Consider the following 21,539-nt stretch of genomic DNA (forward strand, 5'->3'; position numbering starts at 1 on the left):
GCCTTATTTATTATCAGTGAAGGCTGTAGCTACTGTTTAGGCCCTGAACTTTCACGGATCACAATTGATGGTGTAAATGATGTGATGATGTCTTTATCTTGGTTACGAGCACCGCGAGTTTTGGTAAATAATAACCGTGCTGCATGTTGAGAGATAACATCGTTTGCTTGATGAGCGGTAGTTAACTTTGGCCATGTCTGACGGGAGAAAGGAGAATCCTCAAAGCCAGTAATAGATAACTGTTCAGGAATGGCAATACCCATTAAGCGTGACGCAAATAGAGCGCCAGCGGCCATTTCATCATTGCCACCTAATATAGCAGTAATAGCCAAGGTGTTATTCTCTGCTAACAAATGCTTTGCACCTTCAACACCCGACTCAAACGAATATTTACCATCGTAAATAAAGCGTTTATCAAATTCTTTATGATGATCTGCCAGCGCTGCTTTATAACCTTCAAGGCGTTCAGACGTCGATTTATGTTCTTTATCGCCACAGATAAAGCCAATATTTTCATGTCCATGAGTTAAAAGGTGAGTGGTGATCTCATACGCGGCTTTATAATCGTTAACATAAATACAGGTGTCTTGATCATCATCTGATGGTCGCCCAGATAACACCCTAACGTAATGAATATTTAACTCATCGAGTAAATTGGTGATGCTACTTTGCTCTGACAATGGCGGTGTAAGCACAAGCCCAGCTAAGCGAGAGCGCTTTATCATGGTAATAAATTCATCTTTCATGTTTGCATCTGTATAAGTGCATGGATGGATCACCAATTCATAGCCTTCATCTTTACAGCGAGAAAGCACACCATTTTGCATATCAATCACATAATACGCATTAGGATTGTCATAAACTAAGCCTACCGTAAATGATGACGTACCAGCTAGGTTTCGTGCTGCAAGATTTGGCTGATAGTTCAGCTCTTTTACAGCATCCATGACTGTATCGTAAGTTTTTTTACGAACAGATGGTTCTTTATTTATTACCCGTGAAACCGTTTTCATCGAAACCCCGGCGAGCCTCGCTACATCATTTATAGTTACTTTCATAGAGTTACTTTTAGGTTATTGTTTTAGTGTTGTCATGGTCCTGATAAGAATACACCTAAGTAGACTTAACAAACGTGTTATTCATTATTTCTTCATCAAGACCAGTTAGTGTATCTAATGTTCAGTAAAATTAGCAGTAAAATAATTGAGATAATTTTTATGATACCGGTGTCAAATGAGTAAAAGTGCGTTATTATCTCGATTGTAAAATATAAAAGTAGCTTGTTGACAGCGTTGTCATTCTAACTTATCGTTAATTTTCTTTGTAAGTTAATACGCTATCAGTTCACTTTATTAATATAAACATAGTTATAAATCAGTTTGTTGCAAGTTTAAGGGGATGTTAAAAATGAGTTGTCGTTCACAGTTAGCTAGTTGGCAAGCATTAAAAATAAGTGCAAATAAGATGAAGGAAGTTCATCTTAAAGATTTATTTGCCAATGACAGCACGCGATTCGAGCAATTTTCGACTCAGATCCCAGGTGTTTTATTTGATTATTCAAAACAATTGATTGATAACAGTGTGATGACACAGTTACTGTCTTTAGCACAAGAGTGCGATATCGCTAACTGGCGAGATAAAATGTTCAGCGGTGAAAAAATTAATATCACCGAAGATAGAGCCGTGCTTCATACTGCACTTCGTAACCGTAGTGCATCATCATTAGTTGTAGATGGCGAGAATGTAAGTTCGGTGGTTAACGCTGAATTACAAAAAATTAAGTTGTTCGTTGAAAAAGTACGTAGCGGGAAATGGTTAGGTTATACCGGTAAAGCCGTGAAAGATGTTGTGAGCATTGGTGTTGGTGGTTCAAACTTAGGCCCACAAATGGCCACTGAAGCACTAAAAAGCTATGCAGATGACTCATTAAAAGTACATTACGTTTCAAATGTTGATGGCGTACAAATTGCGTCAGTATTGAAAGACATCGATCCTGAAACAACTTTGTTTGTGATTTCGTCAAAAACCTTTACTACATCTGAAACCATGACCAATGCAAAAACCGCCGTTGCATGGTTTTTAGAGTCAGCCGATGACAAGCAAGCTATTGCTAAGCACTTTGTAGCAGTGAGCACTAATTTAGAAAAAACGGCAGCGTTTGGTATTGCTGATGAAAACGTATTCACAATGTGGGATTGGGTAGGTGGTCGCTTTTCATTATGGAGTGCGATAGGCTTACCAATTGCATTGTATTTAGGCTTTGATGCATTTGAAGCGATTCTTGAAGGCGCTTTTGAAGTTGATGAACACTTTAAAACGGCCGAATTTGCAGAAAATGTACCATTATTAATGGCTTTGTTGAGCGTATGGAATACCAGCTTTTTAGGTTTCGACTCACAGGTTATTTTACCTTACGATCAAGCATTACACATGTTGCCAGCTTATTTGCAGCAAGGTGAAATGGAAAGTAATGGTAAGCACGTTAATTTTGCGGGTAATACCGTACCGTATACTACAGTGCCAATTATTTGGGGTATGACCGGAATTAATGGTCAACATGCTTTTTATCAGTGTTTGCACCAAGGCAATGTGATTGTACCGGCTGATTTTATTGCCTCTATTAAACCTCAGGTTAATATTGGTCAGCATCACGACATTTTATTATCGAACTTTTTTGCACAAACAGAAGCGATGATGATGGGGGTTGATGCAGAGCAAGTTCGCGCTGATTTAACCGCAAAAGGTAAATCAGAGGCTGAAATAGCCGCGCTAATTGATCATAAAATCCACCGTGGGAACCGTCCTACAACATCAATGCTGTTAGATACGGTTGATGCAAAAACGGTTGGTCGCTTAATTGCCTTATATGAGCATAAAATTTTCTGCCAAGGCATCATTTTAGAGATCTGTTCTTTCGATCAATGGGGTGTTGAGCTCGGTAAAGGCTTAGCCTCAAAAATTGAAGCTGAGTTACTGGATGATAATATAAACCATCCACATGATAGTTCGACAAATGGCTTAATGAGCTATTATAAACAACGTCGAGCGCAATAAAAAATTCGTACAGCAGATACACATCTGCTGTGCAACCAAATACCTTTGAACGGGTAGCGCTGGAGTTCTTAGGGCCTGTATATTTGTGAGAGGATATACAGAGCCCCTAAGACTCATTTAATTACCAGTTTGAAATGAATACAGCTGAATCAATATTCAGCGATAAAACAAGCGAATTCAACAGGCTTTTTCTCGAGTACGATGCCAAAAAGCTGACATCAACTAAACAACAAGAATGTATGCCCGCACTATCAATAGTGGATAGTCGACAACGGGGCATAGCAAACGTAGAGAGTAAATTATGCTAAATCCTTTTGATATTGTAATTTTTGGGGGCGGTGGTGATCTTGCATTACGCAAATTATTACCTGCAATGTATCGCGCATATCAAGAAGGCAACCTTCCACAAGGTTCGCGTATTTTACCGACGGTTCGTGAAGAAAGTAAACGTGCGGAATACATAGAAACAGCTCATCAAGCACTAAAAGAATTTTTAGGTAAAGGTGAGTTTAATGCCAAAGATTGGAAAGCTTTTTCAGCGTGCTTGGTGCCAGTAGTCACGAATGTAACCGAAGCAGACGATGATTGGGATAAATTAAAAACAATACTAGATGAGCATGATGCAGACAAATCTCGGGTGTTCTATTTATCACTTCCACCTGCGGTATATGGTAGCTGCTGTGAAATACTGTCTAGCAAAGGTCTGATCACTGCTACATCACGTGTCGTTGTTGAAAAACCAATTGGTTATTGCGGTAATTCAGCAGAAGAGATCAATGCAAAAATTGCTGAATATTTTAGCGAAGAGCAAATCTTCCGTATTGATCATTACTTAGGTAAAGAAACGGTACAAAACTTAATGGCACTGCGTTTTTCAAATTCATTATTTGAAAATATGTGGGATGCTAAATCAATCGATAATATTCAAATCAGTTTATCTGAAACTGTTGGCCTTGAAAGCCGTGCTGGTTTTTATGATAAAGCCGGCGCTTTACGTGACATGGTGCAAAACCATTTATTACAATTGTTATGTTTAGTCGCGATGGAATCACCAAATAAACTTAATGCAAACAGCATTCGCACCGAAAAGCTGAAAGTATTAGAATCATTGCGCCCACTTGTTGCAACGGATGTAGATGACAACATCATTCGTGGTCAATATGTACCCGGTGATTTGGATGGCAAAATTGTCCCAGGTTACTTAGAAGAGTTAAATGAAGGTTCAAGTAAAACAGAAACATTTGTTGCTATTCGTGCTCATATTGATAACTGGCGTTGGGCGGGCGTGCCATTTTACCTTCGTACAGGTAAACGTATGGCAAAACGTTGTGCCGAAATTGTCGTTGAATACAAAAAAGTATCACACAATGTTTACGGTGATAATGTTGGCAATATTGAACCAAACCGTTTGGTTATCCGCCTTCAGCCTGAAGAGACAATTCAATTAACCTTGATGTCAAAGCGTCTTGATAATTTAGAGATGCAATTAGAGCCGGTAACCATGAACATTGAACTATCGCAAGCTTATAGCAATGGTTTCCATTCAGATGCTTACAAGCGCTTGATGTTAGATGCGGCTGCAAATAATCCATCCCTGTTTATTCACCGTGATGAAGTACGTCAAGCTTGGAAATGGATTGACCCAATTATCGAGCGCTGGCAAGAAAAAGGTAAGCCTGCTTTATACCGTGCTGGTAGCTGGGGGCCTGATGATGCTGATGAACTATTAGCTGAAAATAACCATGTTTGGTTTAACACTGGCGATAAGGCATAACAATGGCAACCATCGTAGAGAAATTTTTTGATTCAAAAGATGCATTAACCGCTGAGTTATCTACAACACTTGAACAAAGTTTAGTCAGCGGTATTGAAGCTGATGGCCGTGCCGTACTGATGGTATCAGGTGGTTCATCACCTGCACCCGCTTATAAGCACTTATCTAATCTAGCATTAGATTGGGCAAAGATAGATGTTGCTATGGTTGATGAACGTTGGGTTGATGTAGCACATGAAAAAAGTAATGAAGCGTTTATTAAGAGCACGTTATTACAAAATCATGGCGCGGCAGCTAACTTCATTACTATGAAAAATAATGCCGAGACTGCGCAACAGGGTAGTGCAGAATGTGAAGCTGCGTACCAACAACTGAAACGTCCATTTGATGTTACTATATTAGGCATGGGACCGGATGGTCATACCGCTTCATTATTTCCACATGCGGGCGGTTTACAGCAAGGGCTTGAAACATCACAATTGGTATGTGCAATTAATGCTATTGAAAGTGAAGTAACAGGGAATATTACCGAACGTATGACGTTAACTTTAGCAGCGATTGCGCAGTCTAAAGTGGTTAAGTTACTGATCAGTGGAGAAGAAAAGCTTGCTGTATATAAAGCAGCAAAAGCCGGTGGAGATGAAAACGACATGCCACTACGTGCAGTTTTAAATCACCCAACAATAAATATTGAAGTTTATTGGGCTCCGTAACGACCCCAATCGACCCAAACTTTAAAATGCAGGCTATAAAGCCTGCATTTTTGTTTCTCTTCTAAATTTATCTGTATCGCACTTGCAAGATCTTTATTATTTTCGCTTATTTATTTTTATCGAAAACAACAGTTATACAATCGTGTTAAGTTACTGACCATTTATAGCTTCGCTAGAATGGTTAAATATTTAAGTCGATTGTTATTATATAACGCCCGGCAATTATTAAGTTTGGAGCGTAATGTGATCTATCTGTAAGTGACTTATCTTCACTAAATAACAAGCCTCACAAATAGTGTGAGTTAACTAGTTGTTTGTTGAAATGTGGCTACTTATGCCTACTTTATTAAAAACATGAGCATCTTAGTGGTTTAAAAAACTTCACTAACTACATTAAAAATTATCCATATAGAACAATTATATGAGTAATTTTCACGGTTCCTATAGCTCTCTAAAATTTTCAATGAAAAGGGTAGGCTATGGGGGGAAATAAAGGTAGACATTAATAGCGTAACTCTTTAAAATACAAAATGACAACGCTGTCATTGATATTGATAACTATTAATAAATTCCCCTTGATAAATTATTTGCCCTAATTTTTCTGCAATATTAATGTGAAAAGATGTGTTTTTGTTCATCCAGCTAAAGTTATATCTTTATCAGCAAATAAGCGAAATGTCATTTCTGTATAGTTGAAGTGGAACGTTTTTTTTACACTAAGACTTATCTAAAATCATAAAATTACCTAATACAGTGCATTTGGTTTTCTCTTTTTGAACTTAACCATGCTATATTCCCGCCGTAAAACTGTAACAATTTATAAACTCTATTTTTTTAATCTATTAATATTCAATTGGTTAGTATTTTTATAGCTATTTTTTTTCACAAAACGGCTAAAAAGATGTAGCACAAATGTAATTTAGAGTGTATGGTTTGTTACTAGATGACAACGCTGTCATCATCACTGGGCAGAAGTGATAAATAAAACCAACAAAATGATTCAAGGGGAATCCTGTGTTAGCTAAAAATTTTAAAAAAAGCTTATTAGCAGTAAATATCGGTCTTGTAATGAGTGCCGGATTCACTGGTGCTGCATTCGCAGCTGATGAAGTAAAAGTTCAAGAAGACGTAGAAGTCATTGAGGTACGTGGTATTCGCGCTTCAGCTAAAGCTGATATTAACAATAAGCGTTTTGCAAATGCTGTTGTCGACTCCATTACTGCAGAAGATATTGGTAAATTCCCAGATAAAAACGTTGCTGAATCACTTTCACGTATTACAGGTGTTGGTGTTAGCCGTGAGTTTGGTGAAGGTGAAAAAATTACTGTTCGTGGTTCAGATCCGACTAAAAACCGTACTTTATTAAATGGTCAAAACGTAGGTACAGCAGATTGGTTTATACTTGATAACCCATCTCGTAGTTTCAACTTCACTATGCTACCTTCTTCACTTGTAAGTAGCCTTGAAGTATACAAATCACCAGAAGCCCGCTTAGATGAAGGTTCAATTGGTGGTACTGTTATTTTAAGAACTCGTAAACCACTCGATTTAGATTCTGGCACTACTCATATCACGTTACAGAGCCAGTACTCAGAATCATCAGAAGAACATGATCCATTAGTTGAAGGCTTTTATTCTTGGAAAAACGAAGACGAAAAGTTTGGTATTTTGATCTCAGGTTCAAAATCTGACCGTACAGTTCGTCGTGAAGGTTTTGAAGTACTAGGTTGGGATGCAAATTCAGCAGACGGTACTTATACTCCACGTACTATGGGCGTTCCTGTTTTCCGTCAAGATCGTGAAAGAACAACTTTCTTCAGTTCAATTCAGTTTGCACCTTCTGATGATTTTAGCGCAACATTAAACATCTTAGATTCGAAAATGGATGTTAATAACACTAACTCTAATTTCTTACTTATGAATCCTGGCGCAGGGGCTGACTTAACATACGTAGGCAGTAATGCAGTAAAAGGCACTGGTGGTACCGATGTTCGCTGGAACCACATCAACCGTATTTCAAAAACAGATACAAACTCAATTCACCTAGATGTTGACTTTGCAACTGATTCTTTCTCTATGAATGTTGAGTTAGGTACTACTGCAGCTGAAGGTGGTACTCTGAATGAAACATCATGGGAATATGGTGGACAAGGTGACTATAACTTCGATCTAACAGGCTCTACACCTACAGTAAATGCTGGGGTTGATGGTACTGATCCTTCTAAATTTAATGGTGGTTGGATTTGGGGTGGAAATAAACCAACAACTGATGATGAGTCATATGGACAAGTAGACTTTGATGTTCCTGTAGAGTTAGGTGCATTCACAGCTGTTAAATTTGGTGTGAAATATCGCGATCAAAAACGTACACAAGACAGAAATGCATATAGCTGGCATTGGGGTGTTGCAACTGATGGTACAAGCCCTAATTACATGGCCCAGATTTTGTCTTCGCAATGTGATACCTTAGCTAAATGTGATCTTGCGGTAGGTACTGATAGCGTTGGTGCCGATGTTGTTAACGGTGATATCACTCAACAATTAACCCATAACAGCGCTCAAATGATAGAACTTGGCTTAGGTCCAAATGCATCTTATGCTGTACATAAAAATTTAGGCGAGATCTTTGAGGTAGTTGAAAAGAAAACATCTTATTATGTACAAGGTGATTTTTCTGGCGATGATTACCGCGGTAATATCGGTATTCGTGTAGCGAGAACAGATCAAGACTCTTCAGGTTACTTATACTCTTCAGACTCTTTTAGTCTATTAACAGTTAAAAATCCAGGTGAAAATGCAGATTTAGCACCTGCGACACTAGAATGGGTTACTGAATCTCGCAGCTATACAGAGATTTTACCTAACTTTAACTTGTCATATGACTTAGCCGAAGACCAAATTGTCCGCCTTTCTGCTGCTAGAACAATGGCTCGTCCTAACTTCTTTGATATATCACCAATTACAGCGCCTGGTGATTTAGGTGAAACCAACCCTACAGCACAAGCCGGTAATCCTAATCTAGCTCCACAAATAGCAAATCAGTTTGATGCCGCTTGGGAGTTCTATTTTGATGATGCGTCATTATTCGCTGTAACGTTATTCTATAAAGATATTGAAAGTTATCATACTACAGCTACATCTTCACAAGATTTTTATGATCAGCAAACTTCTAGCTGGGTTACAGCAACAGTTTCTCGTCCTGCAAATGGTGAAGGTGGTACTACAACAGGTTTAGAAGCATCACTTCAGTATGATTTAGGTAATGGTTTTGGTGTGTCTGCTAACTATACATACACAGATGCAAATAATGATGGCGAACGTGATGTAGCAAATCCTGGTTCAGGTTTAGTTATGGGCGCATCAGAAAATATGTTAAACGCTTCTGCATTTTATGAAAATGATATGTTTTCTGTTCGTGCAATGTATAACTATCGTACTAAATGGTACAAAGGACTTCATTCATCAGGTACAGAATTGTGGAATGATGACTACGGTCAGTTAGATTTTAGTACTACTTATAATGTAACTGAAAATATTTCGGTTGTATTAGAAGCTATAAACTTAACTGATGAAAAAGTTGTTGAGTTCAACACTAGTGAAGATCGTGTACTATCTATCTACCAAAATGGTCGTAGATTCGTACTAGGTGCAAACTTCCGATTCTAATTGAACAGAGTGTAAAAAAATGCCGCTGTATAGCGGCATTTTTATTTTTACTATTTCATTCTTTCTTTTAATGCACTTGCAACTGACTTTAGACTTTCATGAGAGTTTGAAAGAATACCGTGATATTCATTACTTTTATTTTTAAATTCATCTGTTTTCTCAAATACATAATGAGAAAAAATAGCTTGCCAAGCAAGTCTCTGTGATTCAGGCAAATTACGAAGTGTTAATATACTATGTAATAAACTATCTGTTGCCTCTAATCCTAAATCCGATTTTGTAGATGTCGGATCCCACCAATAATTTACTAGTATATTAACAGGATCAATGGCTTTTACATTATGCCACCAAAGTGGAGGTATATAGAGAGCTTCACCGATCTCTAAACTTGCAGTTAACACTTTCTCCTTTGTGGCTTTAAACTTTGGATACTTTTCAAAATCAGGGTTTTCAAAATCCACTAAGCTGATTGCAGGGCCAGCCACAGTTCTATCAATGGGTGCTACGTAAAGATTTTTTATTTCATTTGCGGGTAACAAATAAAAAGTTCTTTTACCACAGAGGTTTAGGGCTATATTATGTTCAGTGTCATAATGTCCAGGAACCGTAGCAGCATTGCCTAGCCAGATACGAGGAGGAACGTTAGCTAAAAATTTAGGTGCAGAGTTCTTAATACAAAAATCAGGTAAACATTCATTTATTAGTGCACTTTGCACTGCAATAGTATCTGAACCTTGATTATTAAAATTAATTATTAATTTTTTAAGTACAGAAATAAGTGGTGCATTGTGTTTTTCGAAAGTGTAATTTTTAAATTTATTATCAGTATAACCAATTAGGCCTTTATACTTCTTGTCAATAATTAAAGTATCCACTAATTCAGTAGATGCTTGAGTAACAAGGCTTCTAAGAAGTGCTAAAGGTGATTGTTTTGCAAGTGTAACACTTGGCCAATTAGAAAATAAATCTTTTATTATAATTGGCTCATTTAAATTGCACAAAAATTCTTGTATATTTTTTATGTTACTAATACTTAATCTATCTATTTGCATACTTTAAATTACCTCTTATACGTGCTATTTTTAAGTAAATAATAATATATTAATAGGTGTTTAATGTCAGATAAATTTGAAGTTTTTAACGTGGAAAAACACAAAGGGCAGTATGTAAAAGTTGATGCTAATTTTTCACATATAAAGGATCAGCATGTTGTTCCTATCACCCCTATTGAAATTGCAAAAGTAGCACTCAATTTTCCTGTATGCTTTATGAAATCAAGCGATGAGAACCCATTTAAAATGGTTGCTATTTTAGGGCTTGAATCGGGTCGAAATGTTTTTTACAACGATGGTCATTTCAAAGCAATGTACGTGCCTCAACATGTTAAAAAACACCCATTCACGCTAGCTAAAACCCCAGAAGGTCAAGTTTTTCTTGCTGTTGAAACCGCTGCATTAAATACAGAAAAAAATGGTGAAGCACTATTTGACAATGTAGGAGAACCTTCTGACTATTTGATTTATAAGCAAGTTGAACTAAAAGAACTTGCTCGACAAGAGGAGTTATCAACACAGTTCACTAGTCGACTGGTAGAACTTGGGCTACTCACTGAATGTTCTTTTAAATTTGATTTAGGTGATGGTCAAAAAAAGCAAATTTCAGGCCTTTATTCTGTTGATAGGGATTTATTAAAATCTCTAGATGATGAGTCTTTATTATCTTTGCAAAAACAAGGGATGCTAGAGGCGATATATTCACACCTTGTTTCACTTGGTCAATTTCAACGTGTTATAGATTTATCTGCAAATACTTAATATAACGAAAAATTAAAATTAACAGTAATTTTATTTTTTATGAATAAAATATAATAGATTTAAGAAAAAGCTATACAGAGAGCAGTATTAAGGAATTTAGCTAATAGTACTCAACGTCAACTAATTAATTCATAGCTTTTTTAAAAATGGTTATTATCAGCCATATACTTTTTAGGAAGCTATAAAACAACGATAAACTTTTTATCTGTATGCAACTGTTTGAGAGGCTTATTTTACTTGGTAACATGCAAATTGACACAAAATTTTCACTTCCATTTTTGTGGCAAAACCTTTAGCCTTAGGGTACTAACAGCAAAAATATAAACTTATTAATAACGGAGCAGTAACATGGCGGAGCAACAAGTACAGCCTTTACACAATGAAAAGCATGCCAACACTAAAATTCAAAACGGCATCAATGTAGAATTTTTAAAAACTCAACACTTAGTGCCTGTCGTTGCACATGAGTTCGCGCGTGTAGCAAATGAGTTTCCAATGTCTTTCGTAAAAAATAACGAGACTGGTCAATTTCAAGCTGTAGCTATGTTTGGTTTAGAGCCTGGCGAAAACCTTTTTGTAAAAGACGGTAAGTGGACTGCAGCGTTTGCTCCTATGGCAACAACACGCTACCCACTGGGTCTAGTTAAACACCCACAAGAAGATCAATACGGTATTGTGATTGACGAAGCAAGCCCATTAGTGGGTGAAACTGAAGGAAATGCATTATTTGAAAACGGTGAAGAGACAGATTACTTAAAACGTCGTAAAGAAGCACTTGTATCATTTATTGAGTTTTCTCATGTAACTGAAGCATTCACAAAATATCTTGCTGATAAAGAGCTTTTAGTAGCGCAAACACTAACAGTTGATATTAAAGGCGAGAAAAAAGACATCAATGGTATTTACCTTATTGATGAGAAAAAGCTTAACGAGTTAAGCGACGAAGACTTTTTAGAGCTTCGTAAGCGTGGTTATTTAGCGCCTATTTTCTCTTTCTTAACGTCTACGCATCAAGTAGCACGTTTAGCTCGTTTGAAAGCGCAACAAGCGTAATTTAAACGAAATATTAAAAAGCGCCTTTGGGCGCTTTTTTTATGTCTTTTATCTGGTTAGGGTTGTAATTTAGCGCCAATTTATTCACATTGGTTATACTTATTTCCAACACAAGCTACCTGTATGAACAAGTCACTTTTTAGCGCTTTAGTTAGTGCGTGCTGTATAACGTTTAGCCCATTAGCCATAAGCGCTAGTACACCTTTGGCTATAGCTATTCACGGTGGGGCGGGCACGATTGAAAAAAGCCGTTTTACTCCAGAGCAAGAAAAAGCTTATCGCTCTAAACTCAAAGAGGCGGTAGAAACTGGCTATAAAGTACTTGAGCAAGGTGGCGAAAGCCTAGATGCAGTAACCGCTGCAATCAATGTATTAGAAAACTCGCCATACTTTAATGCCGGTCGAGGTGCGGTATATACCTATGACGGCGGTCATGAATTAGATGCGTCAATTATGGATGGTCGTGATCGTCAAGCGGGCGCTGTTGCGGGTGTTAAACATATTGAAAACCCGATTAATTTAGCGCGCTTGGTGATGGAAGAATCGGTTCATGTGATGCTCAGTGGTCAAGGTGCTGAAGAGTTTGCCAAAGAGCAGGGCGTTCCATTGGTCGAAAATAACTTATTTGATACGGATAACCGTTATAAAGCGTTATTAAAAGCAAAAGAAAAACTAGATAAAGCCAAAGCTACCAGTAAAGATTATCAAGCTGCGCATCAGGCGTTACCCGTCAATTATAAAATGGGCACTGTGGGTGCTGTTGCACTTGATAAAAATGGTAACTTGGCGGCAGGTACTTCAACGGGTGGGATGACTGCAAAGCGTTTTGGTCGCATTGGTGATGCCCCTGTAATTGGTGCAGGTACATTTGCTGAAAATGCGTCATGTGCGGTATCTGCCACTGGCCACGGCGAGTATTTCATTCGTTATAACGTCGCGGCTGATATTTGCGCACGAGTTAAATATCAAAGTAAGACTATTACACAAGCGGGTGATGAAGTGATTAATAGTGTGCTAAAGCCCATTGGTGGTACTGGAGGAGTGATCATCGTTGATGGTAAAGGTAATATCAGTTTACCGTTTAATACTAGTGGTATGTATCGGGCCAGTAAATCGAATACGCAAGCGACCTACGTGGCAATTTTTAAAGACGAATAATACGATTATGCAAATGTACTACAGCCAGAAAATTATGCTGGCTGTATGTTAGTATTGAGGCGCTTTTTTTCATAATCGCTTTTGATTATTTCAAGTGCTTTGAGCACATCATCAGCGGCAACTTCATGTTGTTCAAGCAGCATTATTAAGTCTACGGCTAATTTTACGTGTGTAGGTGCTTGGGTTAACTCTTTACTCATGTCCGCCCTTTTTTTTCGCTATTTGGCTGATTGCTACATCAATGGCAATATTTACTCGTTCCTCCATATGGATCCGTTCGACCTGTGGTAAGTAAAATTCCATATCCACATCATAACGAATGTATCGGGCAGGTAGTTGGTTTAATACAGTACAGCAAAAATCAGCCATTACGTCTTCATTATAGTGCTTTTCAAGTTGTCGTTTAATGATTTCTTCAATCATAATTTTTTCATAGTAATTGTGTATGTCGTCATGTAATCGCACTGTGTTATCTACCTTGGTAGTATTAAGCTGTTTTTAGTTTATACCAAGTGCGGGTATAAATCGACAATCGCTTGAAAAAGCAACTTATGAACCTCAACTAACTTTTGTGTATCTCGCTGATAACCGCCACCGAGCGCGCACATTAAAGGAATTGAGTGCTGTTTGCAGGTTGCTAAAACCAGCGAATCGCGTTGATATACACCCTCTAAACTAACATCAAAATAGCCTAATTCGTCTTGGCTACAAATATCAGCTCCGGCGTTATATAAAATAATATCAGGCTGATGAAGACGGATACAAAAATCCAAGGCATTAGCGACTGTTTTTAAATATTCATTATCGCTGCAGCCAGTGTTGAGTGAGAAATCATAATCAGAATGCTGCTTTAAACGTGGAAAGTTTTGCTGACAATGAATCGAACAGCTAATCACTCCATCAAGAGAGCCACAAATTTCTGCTGTGCCATCACCTTGGTGTACATCACAATCAAAAATCAGCACCTTTGATGCTTGCTCAGTGTTAATGAGATGAGCGGCGGCAACCGCGAGGTCGTTGAAAATACAAAAACCACTGCCGTAAGCATTATAAGCATGATGATATCCGCCGCTGAGATTTACCGCCAGCTGCGTTTTTAAAGCGTATTCAGAGGCTTGAATACTTGCACCAACAGAAAATAAAGTGCGCTCTACCAGTTGATTTGACCATGGGAAACCCATTTTCTTTATTTCTTTGTCAGTTAACTGCCCGCTAATAAAGCGTTCAACATACTCATGGCTGTGGCAAAGCTGGAGCTGTTCATTAGTCGCTTTATTTGGGCTAATAAAGTCAGTAAAACCAAGCTCTGCAATTTCTTGTTTTAGCAATTTATATTTAGCGATTGGAAAACGATGTCGTAAAGGCAGTTCAAGCGCAGAGTATAGTGGATGATAAAAAACAGTCATAGCTAGCGTAATTGTTGTTTTTCAACTATTTGAATTTTTTCTTCGGTGGCAGATATTGCCTTACGGCAGCGACCAAGGCGGCCATGAAGAGCAAGGATCTCTAAATTAATGGCTTTTGCTTTTACAGGACCCACATTTTGCATTCTTAGCTTACATTCTTCAACCATTAGCACTAAGCGACGCTCGAACTCATGATTTTGTTTGAGTTCGTCATATAGCTCATGGGCGGGTTGCATAATTTGTTTTACAGCTTGTTGGTAAGGTGCCGTTTTATTATTGGTTTTACTACGGGGTTTGTAAGTGCTTTTGTTTTCTTTTTCCCAAATAGGGGTTGATTTAATGACGTTAAATACGGCTTGCACCTGATTACCGATACGCTCTAAAGCATAATTATGAGCATGGCGACGCTCCAGTGGTGGAAGGCTATTAACTTCATCTTCAATTTCTAACACATAATCAACTAATTTCATGCTTTTAGTAGTAAACACACCTCGGTCAAATAAACTGGGTTGTGCCTGCATATAGCGGTTTTTAGCAAATAACTTGGCTTTATCAAATTGCTCAGCATGCTGCTTTAAGGTTGCAACTTGTTGGCAAAGCTTATCAAAAGAAGCTGTTCGCATTTTATAAATAAGCCTCGTAAATTAGTTTTAACGCTAAAATTATCACCACAGTATTAAAAACAGGACGAATAAACTTACTGCCAAACCGAATTGCTGAATGAGCTCCAAGCCAGGCTCCAAACATCAAAAAGAAGCCCATTGTGATGCCGAGTAAAAAGTTAACATGACCAAGCGCTACAAAAGTAATCAGTGATACAAAATTTGACACAAAATTCATTGAACGGGCTAAACCACAGTTTAGCAGTAAACTCATTTTGTAGAGTAAACTATTTGATGCAGTCCAAAAAGTCCCGGTCCCAGGGCCTGCCAAGCCATCAAAAAAGCCTAAGCTTAAGCCTTGTAGCCATTGTTTTATTTTAGTTGTTTTGTTCAATGGTGGTAATTGATCATGTTCTACCGTACTTAAACTGCCAAATAAGCTGTAGCAGGCTACCATAATGATAACAATAGGCAGTAGTTTGTTTAAAAATTCAATACTCAGGTAGTCAACAATAAGGGTACCAAGTAAAGCGCCAATGGCGGTTGCTATAATTGACGCTGCCCAGAATCGAGGATTAAATAATTGCTTACGGAAGTAAGTAACACTTGCTGTGAGTGAGCCAAAGCTAGCGGCTAATTTGTTAGTGCCAAGTGTTAAATGGGGCGGCAATCCTGCTGTTAAAAGTGCTGGCACGGTTAACATGCCACCACCACCGGCTATTGCGTCTATAAAGCCTGCGGCAAGTGCCACTGCGCAAAGAAGTGCCCAGGTTGTTGGGTCTAGTGCAAGTTCAAACATTAATAATCTATTTGTCTTTTAAAGGGTGGTAATGTGTCAAGCATGGCTTTGCCATATCGCTTGGTCACTAAACGGCGATCGAGGATGGTGATCCGCCCTTGATCGTTCTCTTTACGCAGCAGTCTACCACAGCTTTGCACTAATTTCTTAGCCGCATCAGGCACCGTGATAGATAAAAATGGATTGCCGCCTTTGCTTTGTACAAACTCTGCTTGTGCCTCTTCAATAGGGGAGGTGGGCACCGCGAATGGAATTTTAGTGATCACCAAGTTCTCAAGGTATTTACCCGGTAAGTCGAGTCCTTCGGATAAGCTTTGTGTGCCAAATAAAATACTGCCTTTACCCGCATCTATATTCTTTGTATGTTGCTTTAACAGTGCTTCACGCGACATTTCACCTTGTACTAAAATGTCGAGGTGTTTAGCGCGCAAAGCTTTTACTACATGATCCATTTGCCAGTAAGACGCAAACAACACTAAATTAGCATGTTGCGTATTTAAGTGATCCGGCAATACTTTGGCCAGATGATCACTAAATTCTTTATCGGTCGGCTCGATGTGTGATGTTGGTATGTGCAAAGTAGCTTGATTAGGATAATCAAACGGAGAAGGTACTTTTAAGTATTTTACACCTTCTTCTTTAGTAAGACCGCTTTCGTAAGCAAAATGATCGAATGAACCAAGTGCAGTCAGGGTCGCTGAGCATAAAACCGCACCGGCACATTGTCGCCACAGTTTATCTTTTAAATAGTAGCCAACTTCAATAGGGCAATCGCTGAGTAGATGGTCGTGATGGTTTTTGTATTCTAAACGCTTTATCCAACGTGCATGTGGTGTGCCTTCACCCTTGGTGGCGTAGCTATACCAAAGTTTGTTTAGTTGCTCTAAACGATTAATGTAATGACCGCTTTCGCCTAAAATAGGATCGGCAACATAGGGTTTGATATCACCATCACTGACATCTTGTACTAAGGTATCGTGCATTTTATTTAAGCAGCGCAGAGCATCGAGGGTCGCCTCGCTGATATCTTTGGCTTTAGCGTGTAACGATTCAGGTATTTCACCATGTTCAAATCGGTATGTATCGTCTTTTGAATAGTTAAAATTGGCATTATCCAAAATATCGCGAACAACTTTTAAGTCTTTATTGGCATCATTAATACTGTCACAGAGCTTAAAATTTTGCCCAATGGCTTTTTGACCTACTAATACTTTGGCCATTTTGCCACTAAATTTAGTGAGTTTATCAAGCCAATCAATGGTGCCTTTAATCGTCGCTGCGGCAGATGAAAAGTCACGCGTAATATGCGCAAGATGATGAGCTTCATCAATAACGTAAATACTATTATCTGGCTCGGGCAGAATTTTCCCGCCACCTAAATCAAGATCAGCTAATAATAATGAATGGTTAATCACTAATACATCCATTTGCATCAAGCGTTGACGAGCAAGTTGAAAAGGGCAGGTTTGATGTGCTTTCATTTGTCTTTGACAAGCATGTTTATCGCAAGCAATTAATCCCCAAACGCGAACAGGGATAGTATCTGCCCAGCTGTCTCGATCGCCTTGCCACTTTTTATTGGTGTAAGCATCATAGAGTTGCTGCAAACATTTAGTTTCCATCGCACTCAGTGGCGAAGTAAGGGTGGGCATAAAGTCCATTTGCGTTTGATTATCACCGTTGACCGCGTTATGTAGTTTGTGAGCACATAGGTAGCGCTGGCGGCCTTTGACTAAATCAAACTTGAAATCAAGGCCTGAATATTTTTTAAAAAAGGGGAGTTCTTTACTTATTAATTGCTCTTGAAGGGCTACCGTTGCAGTAGAAATAATTAACTTCTTTTTTTGTGCAAGCGCCAGCGGTAATGCGCCTAAACAATAAGCCAGCGATTTACCCGTACCAGTACCAGCTTCAATAACGCAGATCCGCTGTTTTTTGTGGTACTCGCCCGCCAGTGTTTTTGCAATTTCGGCTACTAAGTAATTTTGGCTACTGCGAGGGCGATAATCACTGAGGTTATCGGCCACATGCTTGTGAATTTTTCTTATCGTCGTTTTTAATGCATCAGAAAGCATGGGTCAATAACCTAAAGTATGTATATAATTACAGTGCTGTATATTAATTGGGATCGAACATTGACACAAGCAATCTATCAAGGCTTTATACTTTCTAGGCAACAATATTCTGCTGATAAGTATAGCCGCCATAGTGGGATCACACTGTGCTATTGGCTAAGCTCTGATCATGGTCCGATAAAAGTGTTAGTGCCAAATCAACAAGCGGTATTTTTTATTTTAATAAAACAACGTGCTTTAGCTGCTCAGTTGTTATCAAAGCACAATATCAATGTCGAATTTAAAGACGTTGCGATTAAACACTTTAGTGGCGAACAATGCATCGCTTGCTATTTTTCAAGCTCACAAGCGTTATATCAAGCAAGGCAGCTTTTAGAAAACCAACCCCTAGAAAACCAGATCACAGTATATGAAGGTGATGTACGCCACAGCGATCGCTTTTTAATGGAGCGTTTTATTCGAGGTGGGGTGTGGGTGACAGGCGACGTTACTCAACAAGCTGGCTTTATCCAAATCGACAATGCTCAGCTAAAAGCAGCTGATTCGTATAAACCACGTTTTAAAACGCTGTCAATGGATATTGAGTGCAGTGGTGAAGGCGTGTTGTTTTCAGTTGGTTTAGTAGGAGAGGGCATTGATTGCGTTATTATGGTTGGCGAGCCACAACAGAGTGAACAGACTATTCATTGGTGCCATGATGAAATTGATTTGCTGACTCAATTACAGCAGCTGGTACAACAAGCAGATCCTGACATTATTATTGGTTGGAACGTCATTGAATTTGATTTTAATGTACTTAATCGACGCGCGGATGCCCTTGGCGTTAAATTATTATTGGGTCGAGGTAATGGTCAATTACAGATCAGAGAAGGACACTTTACCCGTTTAACTCTGCCTGGGCGCTGTGTTATCGATGGCATAGATACGCTAAAAAATGCTACTTATCATTTTGATAGTTTCTCACTGGCTAATGTGAGCCATAAAATACTAGGCGAGAAAAAGTTAATCCAAAGCGATAACCGCTTGAGTGAAATTATTCGTCAATATAATGAAGATAAGCTCTCGCTAGCGGCGTATAATCGTCAAGATTGTGTGTTAGTTAATCGTATCTTTGCAAAGTTAAAACTCATTGAATTTGCTATTGTTCGCACGCAGTTAACAGGATTAGAGTTAGAACGAATGGGTGGCTCAGTGGCTGCTTTTACTAACTTATATTTACCGTTATTGCATCGAAGCGGTTATGTTGCACCGAATCTAGGCGATCATGGCTTATCATTTGAAAGCCCAGGCGGTTTTGTGATGGAGTCAATTCCTGGGCTTTATAAAAATGTTATCGTGTTGGATTTTAAAAGCTTGTATCCATCGATTATGCAAACGTTTTGTATTGATCCGCTTGGGTTAATTCGCGGCTTAGAGGAGCCTGATAACGCGATTGCAGGTTTTAAAGACGCTTTTTTTTCTCGCACTGAGCATCACCTTCCTAATTTAATAAAAAAGTTAGCCTCATCAAGGCAACACGCAAAAAATACTGCTCAGCCCATGCTGTCGCAAGCTATAAAAATCATCATGAACAGTTTATACGGCGTGTTAGGCTCAAAGGGGTGTCGTTTTTACGATCCACGCTTATCAAGCTCTATTACTTTGCGTGGTCATGAAATAATGCAAACCAGCAGATTGTGGATCGAAGAGCTTGGTTATACTGTTATTTATGGTGACACCGATTCAACATTTGTGAGCCTACCAGATCAACTTGATTCAGATAACTGCAAAGAAATTGGCAAGCAATTAGCTAATACTATTAATGAAAAATGGCAGCAAACAATAAAACAGCGCTTTGCGACACAAAGTTATTTAGAAATAGAATTCGAAACACTTTATAGCCCATTCTTTATGCCGACTATCCGTGGCAAAACCACCGGTTCAAAAAAACGTTATGTTGGCCAGGTACAAGGAGATGATAAAAAAGAATTAATTTTTAAAGGTATGGAAACCGTGCGAAGTGACTGGACAGAATTAGCGCATGAATTTCAAACCGAACTATTTGAAACTTTATTCAGCGACAGTTTTACTGTTGAAATGTTAACCCCTATTATTGAAAGTTACATTACCCGTTTGTATGCTGGGGAATTTGACGACAAACTCGTATACAGAAAAAAACTCGGCCAACACTTGGCTGATTATCAAAAAAACATCCCTCCTCAAGTCCAGGCTGTCAAAAAATACCAAGCAACTCACCCTGAGTTTGTCATTAATAAAGGCCAAATTGTTGAATATGTGTACACCCATATTGGTGCAGAGCTCTATGCAAACATGCAGCAAACCCAGACAAGTCAAAAATATGACTATGCAATTTATGTAGAAAAACAACTCAAACCAATCGCACAAATGATCCTGCTTCCCTTGAATAAAGATTTTAACTCGTCTAATAAAATACAATTACAACTCCTTTAGATAGTTCCAAATATGGGTATTATTGAGCTGTTTTTGTTGCTAAAAAGTATACATAGGAAAGTGTTTTAAATATCGCTGTTGCTATTTTAGTCGTTTTAGTACCTTTTTTCAGTATGTTATCGATTTTACCCCACATTTAAATTAAATTAATGTGAACAAATGTTGGCATCTTGGTTTTTTTTGTTTACTATCATTGTGCAGTTGCAACATTAAGTGTTGCGATAGTTTACAAAAACTAAATAAAAATAACCCACAATATAGTGGTCCAGGGAGAATCAAATGTTAAATAATAAAGTTTCAAAGGCAGTTCGCTTAGCGATCGCTTTTGGTGCAGCATCAACAGCTGCATTTTCAGCAACTTCATTCGCAGCAGAAGAAGAAGGTGTTGATAAAGTAGAACGTATCCAAGTTACTGGTTCTCGTATTAAACGAACCGATTTAGAAAGTGCTAGTCCTGTACTTGTACTAGACCGTTCAGATATTGCTGCAAGTGGCCAGATCAGTATCGGTAATATCTTACAGCAAATCCCTGCCGCAGGTGCTGCGTTGAATACTGCATTTAATAATGGCGGTAACGGTGCCACTAACATGGATTTGCGTAACCTAGGTGCACAGCGTCTATTGGTTTTAGTGAATGGCAAACGTTGGATATCATCTTTAGGTTCAACAGTTGATTTAAATACCATTCCAGCAGCATCAATTGAACGTGTTGAAGTTGTTAAAGATGGCGCATCAGCAATTTACGGTTCAGATGCGATAGCCGGTGTTGTGAACATCATCACACGTAAAGATTTTGAAGGTGCAGAGCTTTCAGTTTATGGTGGTGAAAACTTAAAATATAATGATGGCCGTCAATATTCAGCTGATTTAACAATTGGTACCACCTCTGATAAAGGTGGCTTAATGATGAACCTTAGCCACGTTACTCAAGCTGAAATTTGGGCTGGTGATCGTGATATCTCATCAATGGGTAA

At 38.4% G+C, this 21,539-nt stretch carries 17 protein-coding genes; 9 read left to right on the plus strand and 8 right to left on the minus strand.

Annotation, left to right across the window (positions count from 1 at the left end; translation table 11 throughout):
• Positions 1-29: 29 nt before the first annotated feature.
• A complete protein-coding gene (locus tag H5203_RS15065; RefSeq protein ID WP_145240987.1) occupies positions 30-1,058 on the minus strand; it encodes a LacI family DNA-binding transcriptional regulator in 1,029 nt (342 codons plus the stop codon).
• A 349-nt stretch (positions 1,059-1,407) separates the two neighbouring features.
• Between H5203_RS15065 and pgi the strand changes: the two genes are divergently transcribed.
• The 4 genes from pgi to H5203_RS15085 all read left to right on the plus strand — a co-directional run bounded on the left by pgi (position 1,408) and on the right by H5203_RS15085 (position 9,207).
• Positions 1,408-3,054 (plus strand): glucose-6-phosphate isomerase, encoded by a 1,647-nt coding sequence (pgi, locus tag H5203_RS15070; protein WP_145240985.1) that lies wholly within the window; start codon positions 1,408-1,410, stop codon positions 3,052-3,054.
• A gap of 301 nt (positions 3,055-3,355) precedes the next feature.
• Positions 3,356-4,828 carry a glucose-6-phosphate dehydrogenase gene (zwf, locus tag H5203_RS15075; protein ID WP_145240983.1) on the plus strand — a complete coding sequence of 491 codons (1,473 nt, stop codon included), beginning with the start codon at positions 3,356-3,358 and terminating at the stop codon, positions 4,826-4,828.
• A 2-nt stretch (positions 4,829-4,830) separates the two neighbouring features.
• The gene (gene pgl / locus H5203_RS15080; protein WP_145240981.1) at positions 4,831-5,541 is read left to right on the plus strand and encodes a 6-phosphogluconolactonase; all 711 of its coding nucleotides are present in this window, start codon (positions 4,831-4,833) and stop codon (positions 5,539-5,541) included.
• Positions 5,542-6,555: 1,014 nt separating this feature from the next.
• A complete protein-coding gene (locus H5203_RS15085; RefSeq protein ID WP_182819928.1) occupies positions 6,556-9,207 on the plus strand; it encodes a TonB-dependent receptor in 2,652 nt (883 codons plus the stop codon).
• A gap of 50 nt (positions 9,208-9,257) precedes the next feature.
• Here the strand turns inward: H5203_RS15085 and H5203_RS15090 are convergent, their stop codons facing one another.
• Entirely contained in the window at positions 9,258-10,259 is a 1,002-nt protein-coding gene (locus tag H5203_RS15090; RefSeq protein WP_182819929.1) for a cupin-like domain-containing protein, read from the minus strand.
• Positions 10,260-10,322: 63 nt separating this feature from the next.
• On the opposite strand from H5203_RS15090, the gene H5203_RS15095 reads away from it, so the two are divergent.
• The 3 genes from H5203_RS15095 to H5203_RS15105 all read left to right on the plus strand — a co-directional run bounded on the left by H5203_RS15095 (position 10,323) and on the right by H5203_RS15105 (position 13,232).
• Positions 10,323-11,021, plus strand: a complete 699-nt coding sequence (locus H5203_RS15095; RefSeq protein WP_145240975.1) for a SapC family protein — start codon at positions 10,323-10,325, stop codon at positions 11,019-11,021.
• 348 nt (positions 11,022-11,369) lie between these two features.
• The gene (locus H5203_RS15100) at positions 11,370-12,074 is read left to right on the plus strand and encodes a SapC family protein (RefSeq protein WP_145240973.1); all 705 of its coding nucleotides are present in this window, start codon (positions 11,370-11,372) and stop codon (positions 12,072-12,074) included.
• A 123-nt stretch (positions 12,075-12,197) separates the two neighbouring features.
• Positions 12,198-13,232 (plus strand): isoaspartyl peptidase/L-asparaginase family protein, encoded by a 1,035-nt coding sequence (locus H5203_RS15105; protein WP_145240971.1) that lies wholly within the window; start codon positions 12,198-12,200, stop codon positions 13,230-13,232.
• 32 nt (positions 13,233-13,264) lie between these two features.
• Here H5203_RS15105 and H5203_RS15110 read toward each other — a convergent pair whose 3' ends face one another.
• From H5203_RS15110 to dinG, 6 genes are read right to left on the minus strand one after another with little or no spacing between them, the layout of a single operon-like run.
• Positions 13,265-13,432, minus strand: a complete 168-nt coding sequence (locus H5203_RS15110; protein WP_145240969.1) for a DUF2496 domain-containing protein — start codon at positions 13,430-13,432, stop codon at positions 13,265-13,267.
• The gene (locus H5203_RS15115) at positions 13,425-13,697 is read right to left on the minus strand and encodes a late competence development ComFB family protein (RefSeq protein ID WP_145240967.1); all 273 of its coding nucleotides are present in this window, start codon (positions 13,695-13,697) and stop codon (positions 13,425-13,427) included. Before H5203_RS15115 ends, H5203_RS15110 begins: the two co-directional genes overlap by 8 nt.
• 38 nt (positions 13,698-13,735) lie before the next feature.
• Positions 13,736-14,638, minus strand: coding sequence for a histone deacetylase (locus H5203_RS15120; protein ID WP_182819930.1), 903 nt, complete (start codon positions 14,636-14,638; stop codon positions 13,736-13,738).
• A 2-nt stretch (positions 14,639-14,640) separates the two neighbouring features.
• Positions 14,641-15,261: a primosomal replication protein gene (locus tag H5203_RS15125; protein ID WP_182819931.1), complete on the minus strand. Its 621-nt coding sequence runs from the start codon at positions 15,259-15,261 to the stop codon at positions 14,641-14,643.
• A 1-nt stretch (position 15,262) separates the two neighbouring features.
• Positions 15,263-16,039: a TSUP family transporter gene (locus tag H5203_RS15130; RefSeq protein WP_145240961.1), complete on the minus strand. Its 777-nt coding sequence runs from the start codon at positions 16,037-16,039 to the stop codon at positions 15,263-15,265.
• Positions 16,039-18,114 carry an ATP-dependent DNA helicase DinG gene (gene dinG, locus H5203_RS15135; protein ID WP_145240959.1) on the minus strand — a complete coding sequence of 692 codons (2,076 nt, stop codon included), beginning with the start codon at positions 18,112-18,114 and terminating at the stop codon, positions 16,039-16,041. The genes H5203_RS15130 and dinG overlap by 1 nt, the downstream gene beginning before the upstream one ends.
• Before the next feature lie 60 nt (positions 18,115-18,174).
• Here dinG and H5203_RS15140 point away from each other — a divergent pair, with 60 nt between their 5' ends.
• Positions 18,175-20,565 (plus strand): DNA polymerase II, encoded by a 2,391-nt coding sequence (locus tag H5203_RS15140; RefSeq protein WP_182819932.1) that lies wholly within the window; start codon positions 18,175-18,177, stop codon positions 20,563-20,565.
• Between the two features lie 279 nt (positions 20,566-20,844).
• Positions 20,845-21,539: TonB-dependent siderophore receptor (locus H5203_RS15145; protein WP_182734929.1), on the plus strand; the 695-nt coding region annotated here is incomplete at its 3' end.

The sequence above is a fragment of the Pseudoalteromonas sp. SG41-1 genome, from assembly GCF_014164575.1.
In the GTDB taxonomy this organism is placed as follows: Bacteria; Pseudomonadota; Gammaproteobacteria; order Enterobacterales; family Alteromonadaceae; genus Pseudoalteromonas; species Pseudoalteromonas rhizosphaerae.